Source organism: Cupriavidus sp. D384 (genome assembly GCF_001652915.1).
GTDB lineage: Bacteria > Pseudomonadota > Gammaproteobacteria > Burkholderiales > Burkholderiaceae > Cupriavidus.
The window spans coordinates 1-20,042 of record NZ_BBQI01000082.1; the positions used below are offsets into that span (position 1 = coordinate 1).

Here is a 20,042-nt window from a genome sequence, read left to right on the forward strand (position 1 = left end):
ATGGTGTTCTCCGGAATAAAGGGTGATTCAATAAGTTTGAGGATTTATCGGGCGGCGCTGGCTTCACTTCGTTCGTTTCGCTGCGTTGCTGCGCTGTCCATGTGCAGAACTATAGCGACCGCCACCCCGGAGAAAGTGGGCTATCGTCGTCATAGTTATTCAAAATAATTGAATCGAGGAGTTTCGACCCGATCGGGTTCGAGAAACACGTCGAGTCGCCGCCTGCACGACGCCATCGATGGCGCGGAGCCGGACAACTACATAGAGAGGGAAGGAGGAAGAGGCCCCGGGGTTCGATGGAGAGCCGGGGAGGCGCAAGGCCCCGGGGACGGCGCCCCGCCCGGAAACAGGCCGGGCGGGGGCGTAGCGCAAGGATGAGCCGGGCCGGATACCGGGCTGCGGTGTCAGTCCAGCCGGAACGTGCGCACGACTTCCGCGAGCGTGGATGCCTGGCCCTGGAGCGCAGCAGCGGCGGCGGTGGATTGCTCCACCAGCGCGGCGTTCTGCTGCACCATCTGGTCGAGCTGGCTGACCGCCACGTTCACCTCCTGGATGCCGCGCGTCTGTTCGCGCGCCGCGCTGGTGATCTCGGAGATGATCTGCGTGACGCGGCCCACGTTACCCACGATCTCGTGCATCGTCTCGCCGCTCAGCCGCACCTGGCCGGACCCGGCATTGACGCTGCCCACCGTCGATTCGATCAGCGTCTTGATCTCCTTGGCGGCTTGCGAACTGCGCTGGGCCAGCGCGCGTACTTCGCCCGCCACCACCGCGAACCCACGGCCCTGCTCGCCGGCACGGGCCGCTTCCACCGCAGCGTTCAGCGCCAGGATGTTGGTCTGGAACGCAATGCCCTCGATCACGCCGATGATGTCCGAAACCTTGACGGCGGCGCGCTCGATGTCACCCATCGTGTCGATGGCCCCGGAGATGGCGCTGCCGCCCCGGGTGGCAACCTGCTGCGCCTGCGTGGCGGTGTCGTCGGCCTGGCGCGCGGCGCTCTCCGACTGGCCCACGGTGGCGGTAATCTCCTCCATCGACGCCGCAGTCTGCTCCAGGCTGGCGGCGGCCGATTCCGTGCGGCGCGACAGATCCGCATTGCCCTCCGCAATCTCGTTGGCGGCCACATGCACCGATTCGCTCGCGTCGCGAATCTGGCGCATGACGTGCACGAGCTTGTCGGCAAAGGCATTGAAGGCGCGGGCGATCTGCGCCACCTCGTCGGTGCCCTGCGCGGGCAGGCGCCGCGTGAGGTCGCCATCGCCGGAGCCGATCGCCACCATGGCATCGCGAATGCCCGACAGCTGCCGGAACGAGACCGCCGTGACACCGGCCACGATCAGCGCGGCCGCGCAGGCCACGATCACCAGCGAGATCATCGATGCAATCAGTACCGACCGCATGCCGGCCGTGGCCTCGGCCTTGTCCAGCGCGATCACGGCAACCCAGTCGGTGCCGGCGATATCGCGGCCGCGCAACAGCTTGCTGGCGCCGCCCACGCTGACGTCCAGCGGCGTGGTGGCCGATACCAGCGCACCAAGCTTGTCGCCGTCCAGCGCGGGCACCAGGTCCGATATCGGCTTGAGCGTCAGCTTGTCGTCCTGATGCGCGACGATCTTGCCGTCGCGCGCCACCAGGATGCCGAAACTGGCCGGCGTGGGATGGATCGACCGGACGTTGGCGACCACGGCGTCCATGGCCACATCGCCGCCGATTACCGCCTTGACGCCGCCATCGCGGATCACCGGTACGGCAAACGTCACCACCAGCTTGCCGCTGCTGGCCGCGATATAGGGTGGCGTGACGATTGGCTTGCCTGCCGCCACGGCCTGCCTGTACCAGGGCCGCGCGGTGGGATCGTAGTCGGGCTTCAGGCCGGCGGCGTCGGAAAACCGGTGGCTCTTGTCCGGATAGCCGACGTAGGTCTTGATAAAGCCGCCCGCGCTGGAAACCAGGCGCAGCGCAGGGATGGGGTCTTCCTGCAGCGCGGCGTCCTGCAGTGACACGATCATCTGCGTATGACTGGACACCCATTCCGCAATGGCGTCCACGTGGCCGGTTTGCACGGCGGCAAGGTTATTGTCGATGGCCTCGTTGTTATAGGCGTGGGCGACAAACTGGTTGACGATGGCATTGGCTGCCAGCGCCACGATAACGATGGCCACCGATAGGGCCACGATTCGTGCGCGAAGCGAGGAAAGCATGTGTTGAACTCTTCTCATGGGTTGGCCCGGGTCTGGGCGATTGAATTGCCATCGCATTGACGGCGCGCCCCGAGCCGACTTTAGTGCGGCGCAACATAGAGATTCTGGAGTCACTTTCCCTGGCTTCGAACAATCGTTCGAGGTCTGCCGGGTCATTTGCCATATCGCTCGGGTGCACTTGCCATACAACCGAGGGAAAACCCGTTGCGCTGCAACATCGACTTGCAATCGCAACACGTGCTGCCTATGCTGAACACCAGAATTAGATTTCATTTGAATCTGAGTTCAGAGGCATCTAACGCGTTACATACGCACACGGGGCGGTCTGACATCCTCCGAGGGAGGGCCGAAGCAGTCGGTAGCCAGGACGGGAAGTACTGCGAACGGCTCAGGAGGTGATGCAGACCGTATGGAAGCGCAACCGCGCCATAAGCGGAGCGTCTCCAATCAGCGCGCCATGCGAGCAGCCAGATATCGCAATGGTGCGCCAAGAAGAAGTGAGCGGCCATGGCCACCATTCTGTTGCTTGAGCCACATCCATTGTTGCGTCTCGGCTTGCGCCATCTGTTGGCACAGGCGCATGTACCGGGCGATCTCGTCGATCTCGATTCCACCGCGCTGCACGACCCCGATCCGTGGACACACCACGCCGATCTGCTCGTCTTCGGCCTGCCGGCCGATGCGGAGCAAGGATGGCTCACGCTGGCGGACCTGTGCCGCCGGCTGACGCCGCTGCGCGTGCTGGTGCTGGCCGACCAGTTGCCGATGCCGCTGCCCGAGTCCGGCATGCCCGACGCGGTGCGTGGCCTGCTGGCAAAGACCTGTTCGGCCGATGGGCTGGAGGCGGCTATCCGCCTGGTGCTGGCTGGCGGCGAATGCTTTCCGTCCCAGTTGCCCGCGACGCGGCACGCCGAGCCGGGCGCCGCCGAAGCCCGCCACGACGCCGCGCCGATCGTGGTGCCGCTGCACAGGGTGCCGGGGAGCCTGGCCGATGCCGCGCACGCACAGGCAGCCGCGCCGGAGACGCCCGCTGCAGGCGCGCATCTGCTCAATATCACCGAGCGTCAGTACGAAGTGCTGGCCCTGCTGGCGCGCGGCTATCCGATCAAGACGGTCAGCCGCCTGCTGAACATTTCGGTGGCCACCGCAAAAACCCACGCCTGCACGCTCTATCAGCGCCTGCACGTGCGCAACAAGGGCGAAGCGGTGTACGTGGCGCTGCAGCGCGGCGCCACACTCAACTGGCCTGGCCCCACGCCGGCCCAGCCCACGCACATCCCGATGTCGTCCCTGAGCGCACGGGAGGCCTGTGAGGCTGCATGAACATACTCATCGGCTGCTGCCGGCCATCGGCACGCTTCCGCCATTCGCCGGCCCGCCCTCATCCAAAAGCATGAGGCGGTAGCCGGCCGCGGTTGCTAGCTTGTAGTTTCAGGCACGGCGCCGGGGGGCAGCCGCGGAGATCAGCGAAATCTCCGGCACGCACTCCTTTTCGCCATCATTTCCACAAGAATACGATGCGCCCAACCAGGGCGTCCCGCAGGGGCACCACCCCCTGCGGACACACGCGCCAAGCTGCGCGGATGGCATTCAGATGACGACCTATCTCATCGCCAGCAACGAAATGATGTGCCGGATTCTTGCGCGCCGGATGGAAGGGCAGGATATCCCGACGCCGGTGCGCTGGCACGGACCCGAATGGCTGCTCGACGGCGATCCCGTTTCGGTACGCATGCCTTCGATCGACAACCCCGATGAATCCGAACCCGTACCGGAACAGCCGGTCGAGATGGCGCTGGTGGATTGCAGCGGCGTGCCGGGCGACCCGCGCACGCTGCTCGACCGCGTGCGCTCGCGGCTGGCGCCCCGGCGATGGCTGGTGCTGTCCGACGCGCTGGATGCCACGCTGATGGCGCATGCCGCGTTGCTCGGCGCCAATGGTTGCCTGGCGGTGCCCGCACCGGTGGAACTGGTGTGCGCGGCCGCCACGCTGGTCTGGGCGGGCGGGCAGTGTTTCCCGCGCAGTGCGCTGTCGTTGCTGAGGGCGCTGCATCCGCACAGCACGCAGGCAGCGCCCGCGCCTGCGCCGCACTTCATCCCTGCGGCACGGGTTAGTCCCGATGGGACTACTGCCATCGGATGAAGGCGTCCGCGCGTTGATACGACTATGCTGGATTTGCCCGCGATCAGAAGCCGGCGCCTTGGAGAGGCCGGCCGTCGCGGGGAGCAGGGGGTCGTATGGAACACAGTCTGGAAATCCTGGTTGTCCACGGATTCGCCGTGCGCGAAGGCCGGGGCAAGTGGGCATGCTGCTACGAGATACGGCTCGCCATTATTGGCGGGCCGTTGTTGTATCGGGGCGAACTGCATGGCCGGAGCTTTGCCACCGAGGATGCGGCGATCATCGCCGCCCGCGAAATCGGCGAGCGTGAAGCCACCCGTCACCTGGACACCGCCCGCGCGCTGTTCGTTGCGCTGACGCGCACCCCGCCCCCCTGACACCCGTCCCGCCCTGCGCTTCACGCATCCGTTGATCCGCATCCGCCCCGATCCGCCGGCGCCAAAAAAGAAGCCCGCCGACCGGGGGACCATGCGGGCTTTGAAATGGCCGCCCACGAGGTGAGCGACCATTGCATTGAACATATCGAATCGCCGTGCAGGACAGTATCAACCAGAAGACGCATGCCACCCCGGCATCTCATACCCTGTCTCGCAGGCCGCTCGAGGCGGCGGGCCCAGTGCTGGCGCGCCAGTGCGGCCCGCGGCACCCGGCGGCGGACATCCGGCGGCCACATGCGGCCCTCATGCTTCGGGATGGACACCCGGGATGATCCATCGAATGATTTGGCGCACGCCGCCGCCGCGGTGGTGCTACGCTGCCGCCACGTACGGTGCCACCGCACCTGGTCACCCGCAATTGCGCGGCCCTGCCGCAGATACCGATGAACCGCTGGGAACTGATCACCCACTTTGGCGAATCTGCCTTCCTGCTGCCCTGCGCATGCTTTCTCTACGCGTGGATGCGCTGGCACGGCGCCACCGGCGTGGCGCGGCACTGGATGCTGGCATTCACCGCCACCGCGCTGGTGGTGCTGGCGTCCAAGCTCGCGTTCATGGGCTGGGGCATCGGCAGTGCTTCGCTGAACTTCACGGGCTTTTCCGGGCACGCGATGATGGCCGCGTCGATCCTGCCGGTGATCTGCTACATCGCCATGCCCGACACGCGCCCGGGCCTGGGCCTGCTGGCCGCGCTGGGCGGCGTCCTGCTGGCGCTGGCGGTGGGCATCTCGCGGCTGGCCCTGCATGCGCATTCGGTTTCCGAGGTCGCCAGCGGCCTGGCGCTTGGCTTTCTGGTCAGCCTGCCGATCGTGGTCAGGCACGGCGTGCCGCGCAGCCCCCGCACGATGCTGGCGATGTGCGTCATGCTGGCCGCGCTGCTGCTGCTGCCCACCGGCGGCCTGGCCGGTGCCACCCACGTGATGGTGCAGGACCTTGCCACGTTCCTTTCGGGGCGCGACCGCCCTTACCACCGGGGCGAGTGGGCCGCGCTGCCCGGTCCCCACATGCGCGCGGCCGACGTGTTCCGCAACGCTCCGCGCTAGGCTGCCGGAGGCGCCCCGGACCTGTGTGCGCCGCCTAACAGACGTTGTGAACACGCTGCGCAAACATGACCCGAAACAGCTTCCCGCGAGGGGATGGTCATGGCGTCGAACTGGAATGTCGCTGCCGAGCGTAATTCGGCGCTTCACTATCTCTACAGACTCTGCGATGCGCTGCTGATTGCAGCGGCCGGCATCGGCATGGGGGCGGTCTATTTTCCGGGAGGCATCCGCGAGGCGGCACCCGTCAACGGGTTCCTGACGATGCTGTGCGCGCTGGGGGCCCTGGTCGTGTTTCCGGCGTTCGGCCTCTACGAATCGTGGCGCGGCCGCAGCCAGGCCGTGCTGGCGCTGCGCACCTGCGCCGCGTGGGCCACGGTGTTCCTGACGGGCCTGATGGGCGCGTTCCTGATCCACCAGATTGCCGCCGTCTCCCGCGTCTGGTCGATGGGCTGGTTTATCACCACTTTGGTGCTGCTGCTGGTGTCGCGCGCCATCATGTTCCGCATGCTCGCCAACGTGCGCGAGCAGGGCATCAACGCCAAGCGCGTGGTGATCTGCGGCTACGGCCCGCTGGGGCGCGAGATGTACCTGCGCGTACAGCATATTCGCGCCGCCGGCTACCGTGTGGTCGGCATCTACGACGAAAGCAGCCAGAACATCCCGGCCGGCGTGGAGCCGCTGCGCACCATTGAAGAGGTCTGCGCCATGGTGCGCAGCCAGGGCGTGCGCGAGATCTGGCTCACGCTGCCGATGGCGGCCTGCCGCGACCTGTCCGATGTGGTGCGGCAGTTCCGCAACGAACTGATCGATATCCGCTGGGTGCCCGATGTGGCGTCGGTCGAACTGCTGGGGCACCGGTTCAGCGACTTCATGGGCCTGCCCGTGATCGACCTGAACAGTCCGCCGGTGTCGGGCGTGACCGGCATCGTCAAGGCCAGCTTCGACCGTGTGTTCGCGCTGGCGGTGATCGTGGGTTTGAGCCCGGTGCTGCTGCTGATTGCGCTGATGGTCAAGCTGTCGTCGGCGGGGCCGGTGCTGTTCCGGCAGCAGCGGCTGGGCATCGACGGGCGCCCGTTCAGCGTCTACAAGTTCCGCACCATGCGCATGCACCAGGACCATGGCGTGACGCAGGCCAGCCGGGACGATCCGCGCGTGACCCGGGTGGGCGCCTTCTTGCGCCGCACCAGCCTGGACGAACTGCCGCAGTTCTTCAACGTGCTGCGCGGCGAGATGTCGGTGGTGGGCCCGCGCCCGCACGCGATGGAACACAACGAGATCTACAAGGAACTGATCGACCGCTACATGCTGCGGCATCGCGTGAAGCCCGGCATCACGGGCTGGGCGCAGATCAACGGTCTGCGCGGACAGACCGACACCATCGAGAAGATGCGCAAGCGCATCGAGTTCGACATCTATTACATCCAGCACTGGTCGTTCCAGCTCGACCTCCGAATCATCCTGCGCACGGCCCTGCACGGCTGGACAGGCGCGGCCGCCTATTGAGCGTGCACCCGCCCGACGGCGCCTGCTTGGTGCGAAATCGCACCGAGCCGGACGCGCAAAACAACTGGAATGGAGCCCGTCAAGGCTTCCGAATCGGAGACATCGAATGAAAACAACCATCCGCAACATTCTGGGTGAAGTGGCCCGCCTTGACGTGCCGCTGGACACGCTCGCCGATAACGACGACCTGTACGCGGCCGGCCTGTCGTCGCTGGCCACCGTGCATGTGATGCTGGCGCTGGAAAATGCGTTCGATATCGAGATTCCCGATCAGATGCTGACGCGCCAGCTGTTCCGCAGCGTGGACTCGCTTGCGGCGGCGGTCGAAACCATTCGCCGGCAACAGGAGGCAGCATGAGTACCGCCAAGGTAGCGCTGGCGCACGCCAGCCCCGCCGGCGGCAGCGCCATGGCCGGCGACGAACTGATCGCGGCCGCGCGCGATGCGGCTGCCGTGGCACAGCGCTTTGCCGACGACGTGGACCATGAAGCGCGCTTTCCGCACGAGGCGTTCGAGGTGCTGCGCCAGAAGGGCCTGCTCGGCGCGATGGTGCCGGCCGTGCTGGGCGGCAGCGGCGCGCCGCTGGCGACCATTGCGGCCATCTGCCGGGTGCTGGGCGAAACGTGCGCATCCACCGGCATGATCTACGCGATGCACCAGATCCAGGTGGCCTGCCTGCTCGAACACGGCACGGGCAGCCCGTGGCATCAGCAGATGCTGGCGCGTGTGGCGGGCGAGCAATTGCTGCTGGCGTCGGCCACGTCCGAGGAAGCCATTGGCGGTGCGCTGCGCAGCAGCGGCTGCGCGGTGAACGTGGAGGGCGACCGGTTTCATCTGCTGAAGATGGCGCCGACGATCTCGTATGGCGCGCATGCCGACGGCATCCTGATCACGGCCCGGCGCCATGCCGACGCATCGCCGTCGGACCAGGTGCTGGTCTGCGCGCTGAAGGACGACTACACGCTGCAGAGCCTGAACGCGTGGGACACGCTGGGCATGCGCGGCACGTGCAGCAACGGTTTCCGGCTGGAGGCCACCGGCCAGGTCGACCAGGTGCTGCCGGTGCCGTTTGGCGAGATCGCGGACACCACCATGACGCCGGTCTCGCACATCCTCTGGAGCGCGCTGTGGCTGGGCATCTCCGGCGACGCGGTGTCGCGTGCCAAGACCTTCTTCCTGGGCCAGGCGCGAGCGCGCCCGGGCCAGCTGCCGCCGTCGGCGCCGCGCGTGGCCGAGGCCGTCAGCCTGCTGCAGATGATGGAAGCCCGCGTGGACATGGCGCTGGAACGCCAGCGCGCGCGCCATGCCGGAGCATCGGTATCGGCCGCCTTCGCGCTGGCCGCCGAGATGAACGGCCTGAAGACCGCCATGTCGACGATGGCGCTCGATGTCGTGCAGCAGGCGCTGCTGGTATGCGGCATGGCCGGCTACAAGCAGGGCACGCCGTTCAGCCTGGGCCGCCACCTGCGCGATCTGTGGTCTGCGCCGCTGATGATCAACAACGACCGTATCCAGACCAACACAGCCAACCTGCTGCTGGCCGACCGTTCGTAAGGAGCCATCGATGGATGCTCATGCACTGACCGACGCCGCGCCGGGAGGCGGCGCCGGTGAACTGACCTCGGCGCCAGCCGCGCTTGCGCCGACCTATCTCGAACAACTGCTGGCCTCCGGCCTGCTGATCGAAACCGGCGTCAAGGGGCTGTATGGCCGCAGTGCGCAGTTCGAAGCCATTGCCGATGGCCTGAACCTGGCGATCTCGCGGATTGGCGCGGACCAGCAGGCCGAAGTGCTGCGCTTTCCGCCTGCGCTGGGGCAGCAGGATTTCGAGACCAGCGAATACCTGAAGAGCTTTCCGCAACTGGCCGGCACGATCCACAGCTTCTGCGGCAACGACCGCGCGCACCGCCAGCTTCTGGCGCGCGTGGAGGACAAGCAGGACTGGACCGACCAGCAGGAATTCACGGGCGTGGTGCTGACGCCGGCAGCCTGCTATCCGATCTACCCGGTCATCGCCAAACGTGGCCCGCTGCCGCAGGACGGCAAGGTGGTGGACGTGCTGTCGTACTGCTACCGGCACGAGCCGTCGCTGGAACCCACGCGCATGCAGCTGTTCCGGCAGCGCGAGTACGTGTGCCTGGGATCGCCCGAGCGCATCGTCGCGTTTCGCCAGCTGTGGATGGATCGTGGGCAGGCACTGGGCCGGGCGTTGCAGTTGCCCGTGGAAGTGGACGTGGCCAACGACCCGTTCTTCGGGCGCGGCGGCAAGATCGTGGCCGACAGCCAGCGCGAGCTGAAGCTCAAGTTCGAGCTGCTGATCCCGGTCAACGACGGCGCACCGCCCACCGCGTGCATGAGCTTCAACTATCACATGGACCATTTCGGGGCGCTTTGGCATATCGGCCTGGCCGATGGCGGCGTGGCGCACACGGGCTGCGTGGGCTTCGGCATCGAACGGCTGACGCTGGCGCTGCTCAAGCATCACGGGCTGGACCCGGCGAGTTGGCCGCAGGCGGTGCGCGAGGCGCTGGGAGGCGTGTAAATGTACGGAGACGGCAAGGCTGTACGCACGCGCGGGGGCGCGCATGCGCTGCACGGTGGCAACCCCGTGTGGTCGCATGCGAATCGCCATATCGACCTGTGGGTCGAACTGTTGCACGGATGGGATTTCGAACCCATTGCCGCCTTGCCGTTCACGGTTACGCTCGATTTCGAAGGCGACCAGTTCACGTCCTCGAACATCCCGTCCGTCGACCTGGAGCGCCTGTACGGCATCGTCAAGGACGAACTGTCGACCTATGGCCGGCTGGAATCGCACGTCGCCGCGCAGACCAACCGGGGCAACGCCGTGCTGCTGGAGGTGGACAGCTTCCAGTTGCCCCAGGCCCCTGGCACCTACCGCCGGCAGCACGCGCGGGCCTGCATCGCCATCGACGTGCTCGTCCCGGAAGCCACGGCCGTCGGCTACTACCACCATGACGGCTATCACACGGCGAGCGGGGACGACTACCTTGCCATCTTCCGCATGCCCGCGCACGAGACGATGTGGGGCGTGGCTACGTTTCCGCAAGCCGAGGTCGTGCGCCGGCGCTTTCCGGGGCTGACCGAGGATGGGCTGCTGTGCGCATCGCTGGACCTCCTGCGCGGCCATCTGGCGCGGCGCCCCCGCGAGAATCCGATCCAGGCTTTCCGCGCCGCGTTTCCGGCCCATCTGGAACAGCTGATGGCGCGCGGCGAGCCCAATTTCCAGATCTACGCGGCCAGCGTGCTGCGCCAGCTTGGCGCCAACTTTGAACTGCTCGGGCGCTATGTGCGCTGGCTGGTCAAGCAGGGGCTGACATTGCCCGATACCGTGGCCGAGGCGTGCTACACGATGGCGTCCGAGGCCATGGTGATGCAGTTTCGCCTGATGCGGGCGGTGATCAGCCACAAGGCCGATAGCTGCGAAGACTGCCTGGAGCAGCTCGAGCTGGCCTACCAGGGCACGGTTCCGGCGCTGGCGGCCCATTTCGGAGAGACCGTCACATGACCGCACGCGACCCGGAACCGACACTCCTGCCCATCCTGCGGCCTGGTGTGGCCGTGGGCCGGGCGCGGCTCGAAGGCGACTGGACCTTCCTTGAAACCTTTGCCAACGCCGCCGCGCATCCCGGCGAGCTGTCCGAGACCGGGCACTGGCTGCCCGCACTCGTGCCTGGCACGGTGGCAAGCGCGCTGAGCGCGGCCGGCCGCTGGGACGATACCGCGCCGCCGCCGCTGCACCAGCGCGACTACTGGTACCGGCTGCAGTTCTCTGGCAGCGGACGCCGACTGCTGCGCTTCAACGGCCTGGCAACGATTGCCGAGGTCTGGCTCAACGGCCAGCACCTGCTGACCACGCGCCATATGTTCGCCGCGCACCAGGCGGAGGTGGAGCTGGCCGGCGCCGACAACGTGCTGTTTATCTGCTTTCGCGCGCTGTATCCGTGGCTGCGCACGCAGCGCGGGCCCGTACGCTGGCGGCCGCGCATGATCCAGCCGCCGTCGCTGCGCACCGTGCGCACCACGCTGCTCGGGCATATGCCCGGCTGGTGCCCGCCCGTGCATGCCGTGGGGCCGTGGCGCGACATCGAACTGCTGGACCCGATCGGCACCGATCCCACCCATGGCGTGCGCGCCGAACTGTCGGGAAGTATCGATGGCACCGATGGCGTGGTGGTCCTGCAACTGCACTTTCCGGGTACGGTGCCCGCGCAAGGCGCGTTTTCGGTAATCGGCCCCGATCACGCCATCTGGCACGGCGACCTGCATTGCACCGGCCCGCACACGCTGGCGGGCACGCTGCGTATTCCCGACGCCCGGCGGTGGTGGCCGCATACGCATGGCGAGCCGGCGCTGTATCGCGTGGACGCCAGCATGGGCGGCCAGGTGCTGGCCTGTGGCAACGTCGGCTTCCGCACGATTACCGAGGATCGCGATGGCGAGCCCGGTGCGTTCGGGTTGCGCGTCAACGGCGAGCGCGTGTTCTGCCGCGGTGCGTGCGTGTCCAGCCACGACCTGCCCGGCCTGGCCGATACCGACGAGGCCGTGGCCCGGTGGCTGCGGCTGGCCCGCGACGCCGGGGCCAACATGGTGCGCGTGAGCGGCGTCACCTGTTATCCGGGCGAAGCGTTCTATCGGCAATGCGATGCGCTGGGCCTCCTGGTGTGGCAGGACTTCATGTTCGCCAATTTCGACTATGGCACCGACACCGGTGCCGCGTGGATGGATGACGCGCGGCGCGAAGTCTCGCAGTGGCTTGCATCGTCCCGGGCCCACGCCAGCATTGCCGTGCTGTGCGGCGGCAGCGAGGCCGAACAGCAGGCCGCGATGATGGGTGTGCCGCGCAGCGCGTGGCGCCAGCCGCTGTTCGACACACTGATCCCGGCACTGGTGGCCGAGCATCGGCCCGATGTGGTCTACCTGCGCAATTCGCCCAGCGAGGGCGCGTGGCCGTTCCAGGCGGATACCGGTGTGTCGCATTACTACGGCGTGGGTGCCTACCAGCGGCCGCTAAGCGACGCGCGGCTGGCAAATGTCCGTTTCACCTCGGAATGCCTGGCCTTTGCCAATGTGCCGTGCGCGCGTACGCTGGCCGATGCCGGCCTGTCGCAGCCGTACCACGATCCGCGCTGGAAGGCGCGTGTGCCGCGCGATGCGGGCGCCGCCTGGGATTTCGAGGATATCCGCGATTTCTACCTGCGCGCGATGTTCGACGTCGATCCGCTGCGTCTGCGCTATGAACGGCCGGCGCGTTATCTGACGCTGTCGCGCGCCGTGGTGGCCGAGGTCATGAACGAAGTATTCGGCGAATGGCGCCGCGCCGATTCCACCTGCCGGGGCGGCCTGGTCTGGCAATTGCAGGATCTTCTGCCGGGCGCGGGCTGGGGCATCATCGATGCATACGCCCGGCCCAAATCGGCGTGGCATGCATTGCGGCAGGTCTGGCAACCGTTGCAGGTCATCCTGACGGATGAGGGGCTCAACGGGCTCCACATCCATCTGGTCAACGAAACCGCCGCGCCGCGCACGGTGCGGCTGACGCTGCGTTGCCTGCGCGACGGCGAGTCCGTGGCCGCGCAGGCCGACCAGACGCTGACGCTGGCGCCGCGCGAGACACGGCGGCTGGTGGCGGCGGAACTGCTCGATCACTTCTTCGACTTCACCTATGCCTACCGCTTCGGGCCGCCCGCGCACGACGTGGTGCTGGCTACGCTGCACGACGCTTCTCCAGAAGGCAACGGGGATGACGCAGGCAACCCGTTGCTCAGCCAGGCCGTGTATCTGCCCGACCGGCGCGCCGACGCGCTGCAGGACCCGGGCCTGAGCGCCAGCGTGGCGTGCGAGGATGGCGTCTGGTGGCTGACTGTGGGCACCCGGCGCTTTGCGCGGTGGGTCCACATCGAGGATCACGCCTGGCTGCCCGAGACCGACTGGTTCCATCTGGGCCCGGGCGAGTCGCGCCGTATCCGACTGATGCACGATGCAGCGGATGCCATGCATGCGAGAGCCATCCCTTCGGGTGAAGTGTGGGCGCTGAATGCGCCGCGATCCGTCAGCTACGACGGCTGAACTCATCCTTGTCCACCTGCCCGCCAGACCAGGTCTGGCGCGGCAGCACACATTTCCCTCCTCCCACCGGCCAGTATCTGCGCCAGCCTCGCATCCACCGCGACTCACCCGTTTTCCTACATCCAACCTACCAAAGCATGACGCCCTGACCTATCCGTCTGCCTACTGTCCGTTCTGTGCTGCATGGCACTTAATACAGTCAACAACGAAGAGGAAACCGGAGCAACAACGGCAACACGCTCCGGCCTGGGTTCACGGGTGGCGGCCTCAGGGCTGCCGGGCATTCGCCAGCAAGCTAGCTGATAGAAAAGCGGAGCGGCGATGTCGGGTCACGCGTCTCGCAGGTACTGCGGCGTTCCGATGTCATTGCTCCTGGGTCACACGGAGAAGGAAAATGATCACGCATCGGTCGGACCTGCATGTCAATCATCTGCTCAATGCACTGCCGCGTCATGAATGGGACGCGCTGTCGCGCCACTTCGAACTCGTCCGCCTGCGTGCAGGGGAGCTGCTGACCGACTCGGGCCAGCGCATCGTCCACGTGTATTTCCCCACCACCTCGGTGGTTTCGCTGCTGTCGCTGCTGGAAGATGGCGCCACGGTCGAATTTGCCGCAGTCGGCAACGAAGGGCTGGTGGGCATTCCGGTGGTGACCGGCGGTGACACGATGCCGAGCCGCGTGGAAGTGCGCAGCCCCGGCTTTGCCTACCGCATTCCGGCACGCGTGCTGCGTGCGGAGCTGGCGCAGCTGCCGGCGCTGCAGCGCGTGACGCTGCTCTATGTGCAGGCCGTGCTGACGCAGATCGCGCAGACGGCGGCGTGCAACCGCCACCATTCGCTGAACAAGCAGCTGTGCCGCTGGCTGCTGCTGGCTATCGACCGGATGAACACCAACGAACTGGTGATCACGCAACAGGTCATCGCCAACATGCTCGGCGTACGGCGCGAAGGCGTGACGGAGGCCGCCGGCAAGCTGGAGGACCTGGGGTTGATCCACCACAGCCGGGGTCATATCACCGTGCTGGACCGCTGCGGCCTGGAGCACCATTCGTGCGAGTGCTACAAGCTCGTCAAACGCGAATACGACCGGCTGTTGCCGGCCCTGGCACTGGCGCACGCCTGAGCGTACCCGCACCAATGCCGAACGCCCCGCAAGCCACTCGCCGCCAGGCGGTGGCCTCCGGGGCGTTTGTCTTCATGGGCAGACACCCATCAGCCATGTGCCGGATCGATACTCCCGAACGACGCCAGCAGGCCTGCGATGGTGGTGTCGTAGGCCGACTCCAGGTTGTCCATGCACTCGGTGCAGGCGTCGGGCCGGTTGCGTGCCATCGCACGGGCCAGGCGGAACTGCAGCACCTTGCACTCTGCCGCGATGGCGCCTGCCGCATCGCGGATGTCTGGCGACACCGTATGACCATGCTCGCCCAGCCAGTTCAGGCAGTGATGGAGCATTTCGAAATTCGCCCCCAGCTGGCGCGGAAGGTTGAAGCCGTACTGATGGAAGTAGGCGTCGCCGCGCGCCAGGATGGTATCCACCTGCGCCGGAAATTCGGCGCGCCAGCGCGCGATGGGGCTCTGGCCCGGACGCCGGCCCAGATGCCGCCGCAGCAACTGCGCCACGGCATTGGCCAGGTCGCGGCCGCGCAGCGGGTCGCGCACGCGCTTGGCGCATTCGGCATACGGGAACAGGATGTTGCCGTTGCCGCTCAGTTCCGGCGTGAGCCGCATCAGGCCACGGTAGTCGTCGGCCTCCGCCGTGTACCGGCCCAGGCTGTGATAGTAGGACAGCGTCTGCGCGACGGGATCGATCCCGTCGATCGCGATGGTGGTCTTCACATGGTTCATGCGATAGGCCGTGGCGCGCGTATCGGGCAGGTAGAAGCTGTCCATCTCCACCAGCATGGCGTGCCCGCGCCGCACCTGTTCGGCGACGTGCGTCTCCAGGGTGTCGTAGATGGCGCTTTCCTGCACCACCGTTCCATACAGCAGTTCGAGGTCGGCCTGCGGATACTTGAAGAACGTGAAATGGTCGCCCTCGTAGTCCTGCACCACGGTGAACGGCAGTGCCGCACGCGGGTCGAGATGCCATCCATACAGCAGTTCGATCCACAGATCCATATAGCAGTTGGTCTCCTGCCAGATCGAAGCATCGCCATGCAGCAGGCGCGGCGGGGCCACCACGGGGCGTGCCGGCGGCTGCGCGCTGGCGGCCGGCGCAGGGGTGTCCCCGGCCGGGGGATTGGCCGTGTATGCCAGGGCATTCGCAGTGCTTTGCTCCATCTCCTGTCCTCCGTCTTCGGATGGCCGCCGGCGTGGCGCCGGCTGGCCTGGCGCGTGCGTGGGCAACGTCATTTGAGCCGTTCCGGCGCGGCGCTTCGGTACGTTTTCCAACAAAGCCGGTGCGGCGCGCCGGCACGCCGACAGCGGCCACCAGCGTGTGCGGAATCGAACAGAGCACTGCCTGCGCAGATTCCTACACTGGCTCCATCCTCTCTGGCCAGGATCCGTGCACGTGCGTCTGCCGCGCATCCCATGCACCGACCGGGTACCGGAGCCACGTCGATACGCAGCAACCAACAGGGGGCATGATGAGAACTCCGACCCGAGGGAAGCACCTTCCCTCTGCCGCAGTCCCGGACATGATCGAGCATACGGGCCATGGTGCCGCAGCCGCGCAGACGCGGCAGGCGCTGATCCAGCCCGTGATTCTCGCGGGCGGATCGGGCACGCGGCTGTGGCCGCTGTCGCGCGAACAGCATCCCAAGCAACTGCTGAACCTGGTGGCCGAAAACACGCTGCTGGAGGCCACGTCGCGCCGGCTGGAAGGCCTGGCCGTGCTGGCTGGCCGCAACGTCGGCATCGAGGCTCCGCAAATCGTGGTGTGCGGCGAGGAACATCGCTTCATGATCGACGCGATGATGAAACGCTGCGGCAAGCCGGCGCAGATCCTGGCCGAGCCGTGCGGACGCAATACGGCGCCCGCACTGACGATGGCCGCGCTGCATGCGATGGCCAATGCGGGCGAATCCGGCGATGCGATCCTGGTGGCCACGCCGGCCGATCACGCCGTGATGGATCCCGAGGCGTTCCGCGCAGCGCTGGCCATTGCCGTGCGGCAGGCCGACCGCGGCGCCATCGTCACGCTGGGTGTGCGGCCCAGCGCGCCCGAAACGGGGTTTGGCTATATCCGGACGGGCAGCCTGTCGCAGGAAGGCGCGCTGCCGCTTGAACGCTTCGTCGAGAAGCCCCATCTGGAACTGGCGCAAGCCTACGTGGAGTCGGGCGACTACTGGTGGAACAGCGGCGTCTATGTCGTGCGTGCGTCGGTCTGGCTGCGCGCACTGGGCCAGCTGCAGCCTGACATGGCGCGGCAGTGCCGGGCCGCCTACGACGCCGCGGAACGCGCCGCCAAGGGCAACGCGCTGTGCCTGTGCAAGGAAGCATTCGAGGCCTGCCCGTCCGATTCCATCGACTACGCGGTCATGGAGAAGATCGAGACGCTTTCCGACGTGCCGGCAATGCTGGTGCCGATGGATCCGGGCTGGTCCGATGTCGGCTCATGGGCAGCCATCTGGGAGATCGCGGACAAGGACGCGGCTGGCAATGTGGCGCGCGGCCGGGTGCTGTTCGATGGCGCGACGTCGTGCCTGGCGCATTCCGAAGGCCGCCTGATCGCCTGCGTGGGCGTGCAGGATGTGGTGGTGGTGGAAACCGCCGACGCAGTGCTGGTGGTCGACAAGGCCCATGTGCAGGACGTGAAGAACGTGGTGCAGCGCCTGCGTGCGGAACACGGCAGCGAGGTGGTGAACCACCGCAAGGTGCAGCGGCCCTGGGGCTGCTACGACTCGATCGACCACGGCGACCGCTTCCAGGTCAAGCGCATCGTGGTCGAGCCCGGCGCCAGCCTGTCGCTGCAGATGCACTACCACCGCGCGGAACACTGGGTGGTGGTGCGTGGCACGGCACGCGTGACCTGCGGCGAAACGATCAGCATTCTTTCTGAAAACCAGTCCACGTATATCCCCATCGGCACGCTGCACCGGCTGGAAAATCCGGGCAAGACGCCGCTGGAGATCATCGAGGTTCAGTCTGGCTCCTATCTGGGCGAGGACGATATCGTCAGGTTCGATGACAACTACGGGCGCAAGTAGTCAGGCGCGCCCGCACGGGTAAAGCAGCAATCGAAGGCAAGGGGGACGTCGTGAGCAAGGTGTCATTTGCGGGTGGAGTGGGAACGGCCGACGCGGCCATGCCCGCGGTGGGCAACGGTAGTGCGCGGCGGGCCATGCTCGATCACGCGGGCTGGATACTGACCGCAGGCCTGGCGGGCGCGGTCGTGGCATGGCTGTGCGCGGTGTCGCAACCGCCGGTGTATAGCGCCAGTGCGCTCGTGCAGGTCCTGCAGCCACGTGAACCGGCCGGCGCCGCGCGCAACGCGGTGCCGGGCATGTCCGCACCGGCGGTGCCGCTCGACGCCGGCATGCTCCGCAGCCGCACCGTGGTAGCCCCCGTCGTCGAACGCCTGCATCTCGATATCACGGCCCAGCCGCTGCGCGCGCCGTTGATCGGCGGCATCGTGGCGTTCTTCGCCACACCGGGCCGGGTGGTGGCGCCGTGGCCCGCCAGCCTGGGCTACGCGTGGAGCGGCGAGCAGATCACGGTGGACAAGCTGGCCGTGCCGGATCGCCTGCTCAACGTGCCGCTGACGCTCGAAGTGCTGCCCGACAATGGCTACCGCCTGTACGACCGCGACACGGAACTGCTGACCGGCACGGTGGGCCAGCTGGCCGATGCCAACGGCGTGACGGTGCGGGTGACCGGCCTGGAAGCACGCCCGGGCACGCGGTTCGTGCTGACGCGCCGCGACCTGGTGCAGACCATCGACGACGTGTCCAACAGCCTGCGTATCGACATGCAGCCCGGCGATGCCAGCACCGTCAGCATCTCGTGGCGCACCAGCGACCGCACGGCGGCGGCGGCGCTGGTCAATGGCATCACCGAATCGTTCATCGGCAGCCAGGCGTCGCAGCGGCGCGACGATACGGCCATGACGCTGGCCTTCCTGACCAACGAGATCCCCCGCGTGAAGGCCGAGCTGGAACGGGCCGAGGCCGCCCTGACGCGTTATCGCTCGAAGTCCGGCACCATGGCGCCGACGCAGGACGCCCAGTCGTACCTGACGGGCAGCATCGACTATCAGCGGCAGATCGCCCAGCTCAAGCTGGAGCGCACCAAGACGCTGCAGCGCTTTACCGAGGAAGCCAACGAGGTCAAGACGATCGACAACCAGATCCAGCAGCTGACGCGCGAACGCAAGGACATGGAGTCGCGCTACCAGAACCTGTCGTCGACCGAACGCGAATCCGTCGGGCTGACGCGCGACGTGAAGGTGGCGGAGGACATGTACATGACGCTGCGCCAGAAGGCCGAACAGCTTTCGCTGGTGCAGCTGGACCGCAGTGGCCTGGTGCGCGTGCTGGACAGCGCGCTGGTGCCGATGCGCCCGGTGGGGCTGGGTCCCTGGCCGGCCACCACGGCAGGCGCGCTGATGGGGCTGTGCCTGGCGATGGCGTGCGTCACGGTGCGCCAGCGCATCCGGCCCACGCTCGATTCCGCCAACGATGCCGAACTGCGCCTTGGCCTGCCGATGCTTGGTGACGTCGTCTTCAGCCAGGAACAGATGGAACTGGAGCGGCTGGTCGACGCGCGCGCCCACGCGGCCTATGCGCACGTGCAGGTCGCCGGGCTGCTGGCACAGCAGCCGGGACAGGCGCTGGTGCCGCAGGACGAGCTGGCGGAGCATCGCGAGGACGACGTGGATGGCGCCGAACGCCTGCTGCGGCTGGGCCTGCACGACCAGTTCCTGCTGGCCCGCAACGCGCCGCATTCGATGGCCGTGGAGGGCCTGCGCAGCGTGCGCGCGGCGCTGCACTTCATGCTGCGCGATTCGCCACAGCGTGTGCTGGCGATAACCAGCCCCACGGCTGGCGCCGGCAAGACGTTCGCGTCGGTCAACCTGGCGGTACTGTTCGCGGAGGCTGGCCAGCGCGTGCTGCTGATCGATGCCGACCTGCGGCGCGGCAAGGTGGCCAGCTGGTTCGACCTGCCCACCGACGTGGGCCTGGCGGACCTGCTCGCCGGTCACGTGGCGCTGCCCGAAGCGGTGCAGCGCACAGTGGTCAACGGCCTGTCGGTATTGCCGGCGGGCATTCCGCCGGCCAATCCGTCCGAGCTGCTCATGCATCCGGCGTTCGCGGAATGCGTGCGGGCCTGCGCGGAGCGGTTCGACCTGGTGCTGATCGACACGCCGCCGGTGCTTGCCGTGGCCGATGCCACGCTGGTTGCCAACATCGTGGGTACCACCCTGATGGTGCTGCGCGCCGGCTCGACGCTGCCAGACCAGGTGGACGAATCGCTGAAACGGCTGGCGCGCGCACACGCCAACCTGTCGGGCGGCATCCTGAACGGCGTGACGCCGAAGCGCAGCAACCAGGCCGAGCTGGGCACGATGAATCCGTATCTGGGCATGCCCATCATCGCGCCTTCCGTCAAGCAGATCGCGCACGTGCGCGCGGAGCAGGGCAAGACAGCATAGACGGGCCGACGCCCGCACCCGTCCCCATGGCCCACGCAGGCCGTG

15 protein-coding genes are annotated in these 20,042 nt (G+C 67.2%); 13 read left to right on the forward strand and 2 right to left on the reverse strand.

All coding sequences use genetic code 11. The features are described from left to right. Positions 1–404: 404 nt before the first annotated feature. Entirely contained in the window at positions 405–2,204 is a 1,800-nt protein-coding gene (locus tag A9J21_RS16910) for a methyl-accepting chemotaxis protein (protein ID WP_066737669.1), read from the reverse strand. A gap of 507 nt (positions 2,205–2,711) precedes the next feature. Here A9J21_RS16910 and A9J21_RS16915 point away from each other — a divergent pair. The 11 genes from A9J21_RS16915 (at position 2,712) to A9J21_RS16965 (ending at position 14,522) form a co-directional block, all read left to right on the forward strand. Further along, positions 2,712–3,527, forward strand: coding sequence for a response regulator transcription factor (locus A9J21_RS16915; protein WP_066737671.1), 816 nt, complete (start codon positions 2,712–2,714; stop codon positions 3,525–3,527). Positions 3,528–3,798: 271 nt separating this feature from the next. After that, entirely contained in the window at positions 3,799–4,347 is a 549-nt protein-coding gene (locus A9J21_RS16920) for a response regulator transcription factor (RefSeq protein ID WP_066737673.1), read from the forward strand. Positions 4,348–4,442: 95 nt separating this feature from the next. Then, entirely contained in the window at positions 4,443–4,703 is a 261-nt protein-coding gene (locus tag A9J21_RS16925; RefSeq protein WP_066737675.1) for a hypothetical protein, read from the forward strand. Positions 4,704–5,146: 443 nt separating this feature from the next. Further along, positions 5,147–5,806 carry a phosphatase PAP2 family protein gene (locus tag A9J21_RS16930; protein WP_066737677.1) on the forward strand — a complete coding sequence of 220 codons (660 nt, stop codon included), beginning with the start codon at positions 5,147–5,149 and terminating at the stop codon, positions 5,804–5,806. A 99-nt stretch (positions 5,807–5,905) separates the two neighbouring features. Beyond that, positions 5,906–7,309 carry an undecaprenyl-phosphate glucose phosphotransferase gene (locus A9J21_RS16935; RefSeq protein ID WP_066737710.1) on the forward strand — a complete coding sequence of 468 codons (1,404 nt, stop codon included), beginning with the start codon at positions 5,906–5,908 and terminating at the stop codon, positions 7,307–7,309. Between the two features lie 106 nt (positions 7,310–7,415). Next, positions 7,416–7,667: an acyl carrier protein gene (locus A9J21_RS16940; RefSeq protein WP_066737679.1), complete on the forward strand. Its 252-nt coding sequence runs from the start codon at positions 7,416–7,418 to the stop codon at positions 7,665–7,667. Continuing rightward, positions 7,664–8,863, forward strand: coding sequence for an acyl-CoA dehydrogenase family protein (locus tag A9J21_RS16945; protein WP_066737681.1), 1,200 nt, complete (start codon positions 7,664–7,666; stop codon positions 8,861–8,863). The genes A9J21_RS16940 and A9J21_RS16945 overlap by 4 nt, the downstream gene beginning before the upstream one ends. Positions 8,864–8,873: 10 nt before the next feature. Further along, positions 8,874–9,851 carry an amino acid--[acyl-carrier-protein] ligase gene (locus A9J21_RS16950; protein ID WP_066737683.1) on the forward strand — a complete coding sequence of 326 codons (978 nt, stop codon included), beginning with the start codon at positions 8,874–8,876 and terminating at the stop codon, positions 9,849–9,851. Further along, positions 9,852–10,838, forward strand: coding sequence for a DUF1839 family protein (locus tag A9J21_RS16955; RefSeq protein WP_066737686.1), 987 nt, complete (start codon positions 9,852–9,854; stop codon positions 10,836–10,838). Beyond that, on the forward strand, positions 10,835–13,399 hold the full coding sequence (locus A9J21_RS16960; RefSeq protein ID WP_066737691.1) for a glycosyl hydrolase 2 galactose-binding domain-containing protein: 2,565 nt from the start codon (positions 10,835–10,837) through the stop codon (positions 13,397–13,399). The genes A9J21_RS16955 and A9J21_RS16960 overlap by 4 nt, the downstream gene beginning before the upstream one ends. Positions 13,400–13,793: 394 nt before the next feature. Further along, positions 13,794–14,522 carry a Crp/Fnr family transcriptional regulator gene (locus A9J21_RS16965; protein WP_066737692.1) on the forward strand — a complete coding sequence of 243 codons (729 nt, stop codon included), beginning with the start codon at positions 13,794–13,796 and terminating at the stop codon, positions 14,520–14,522. A gap of 89 nt (positions 14,523–14,611) precedes the next feature. Here the strand turns inward: A9J21_RS16965 and A9J21_RS16970 are convergent, their stop codons facing one another. Then, positions 14,612–15,682, reverse strand: a complete 1,071-nt coding sequence (locus tag A9J21_RS16970; RefSeq protein WP_066737693.1) for a DUF1839 family protein — start codon at positions 15,680–15,682, stop codon at positions 14,612–14,614. Positions 15,683–16,041: 359 nt separating this feature from the next. Here A9J21_RS16970 and A9J21_RS16975 point away from each other — a divergent pair, with 359 nt between their 5' ends. Further along, positions 16,042–17,553 (forward strand): mannose-1-phosphate guanylyltransferase/mannose-6-phosphate isomerase, encoded by a 1,512-nt coding sequence (locus A9J21_RS16975; RefSeq protein WP_066737694.1) that lies wholly within the window; start codon positions 16,042–16,044, stop codon positions 17,551–17,553. Positions 17,554–17,651: 98 nt separating this feature from the next. After that, a complete protein-coding gene (locus tag A9J21_RS16980; protein WP_066737696.1) occupies positions 17,652–19,997 on the forward strand; it encodes a polysaccharide biosynthesis tyrosine autokinase in 2,346 nt (781 codons plus the stop codon). The last annotated feature ends 45 nt before the right edge of the window (positions 19,998–20,042 follow it).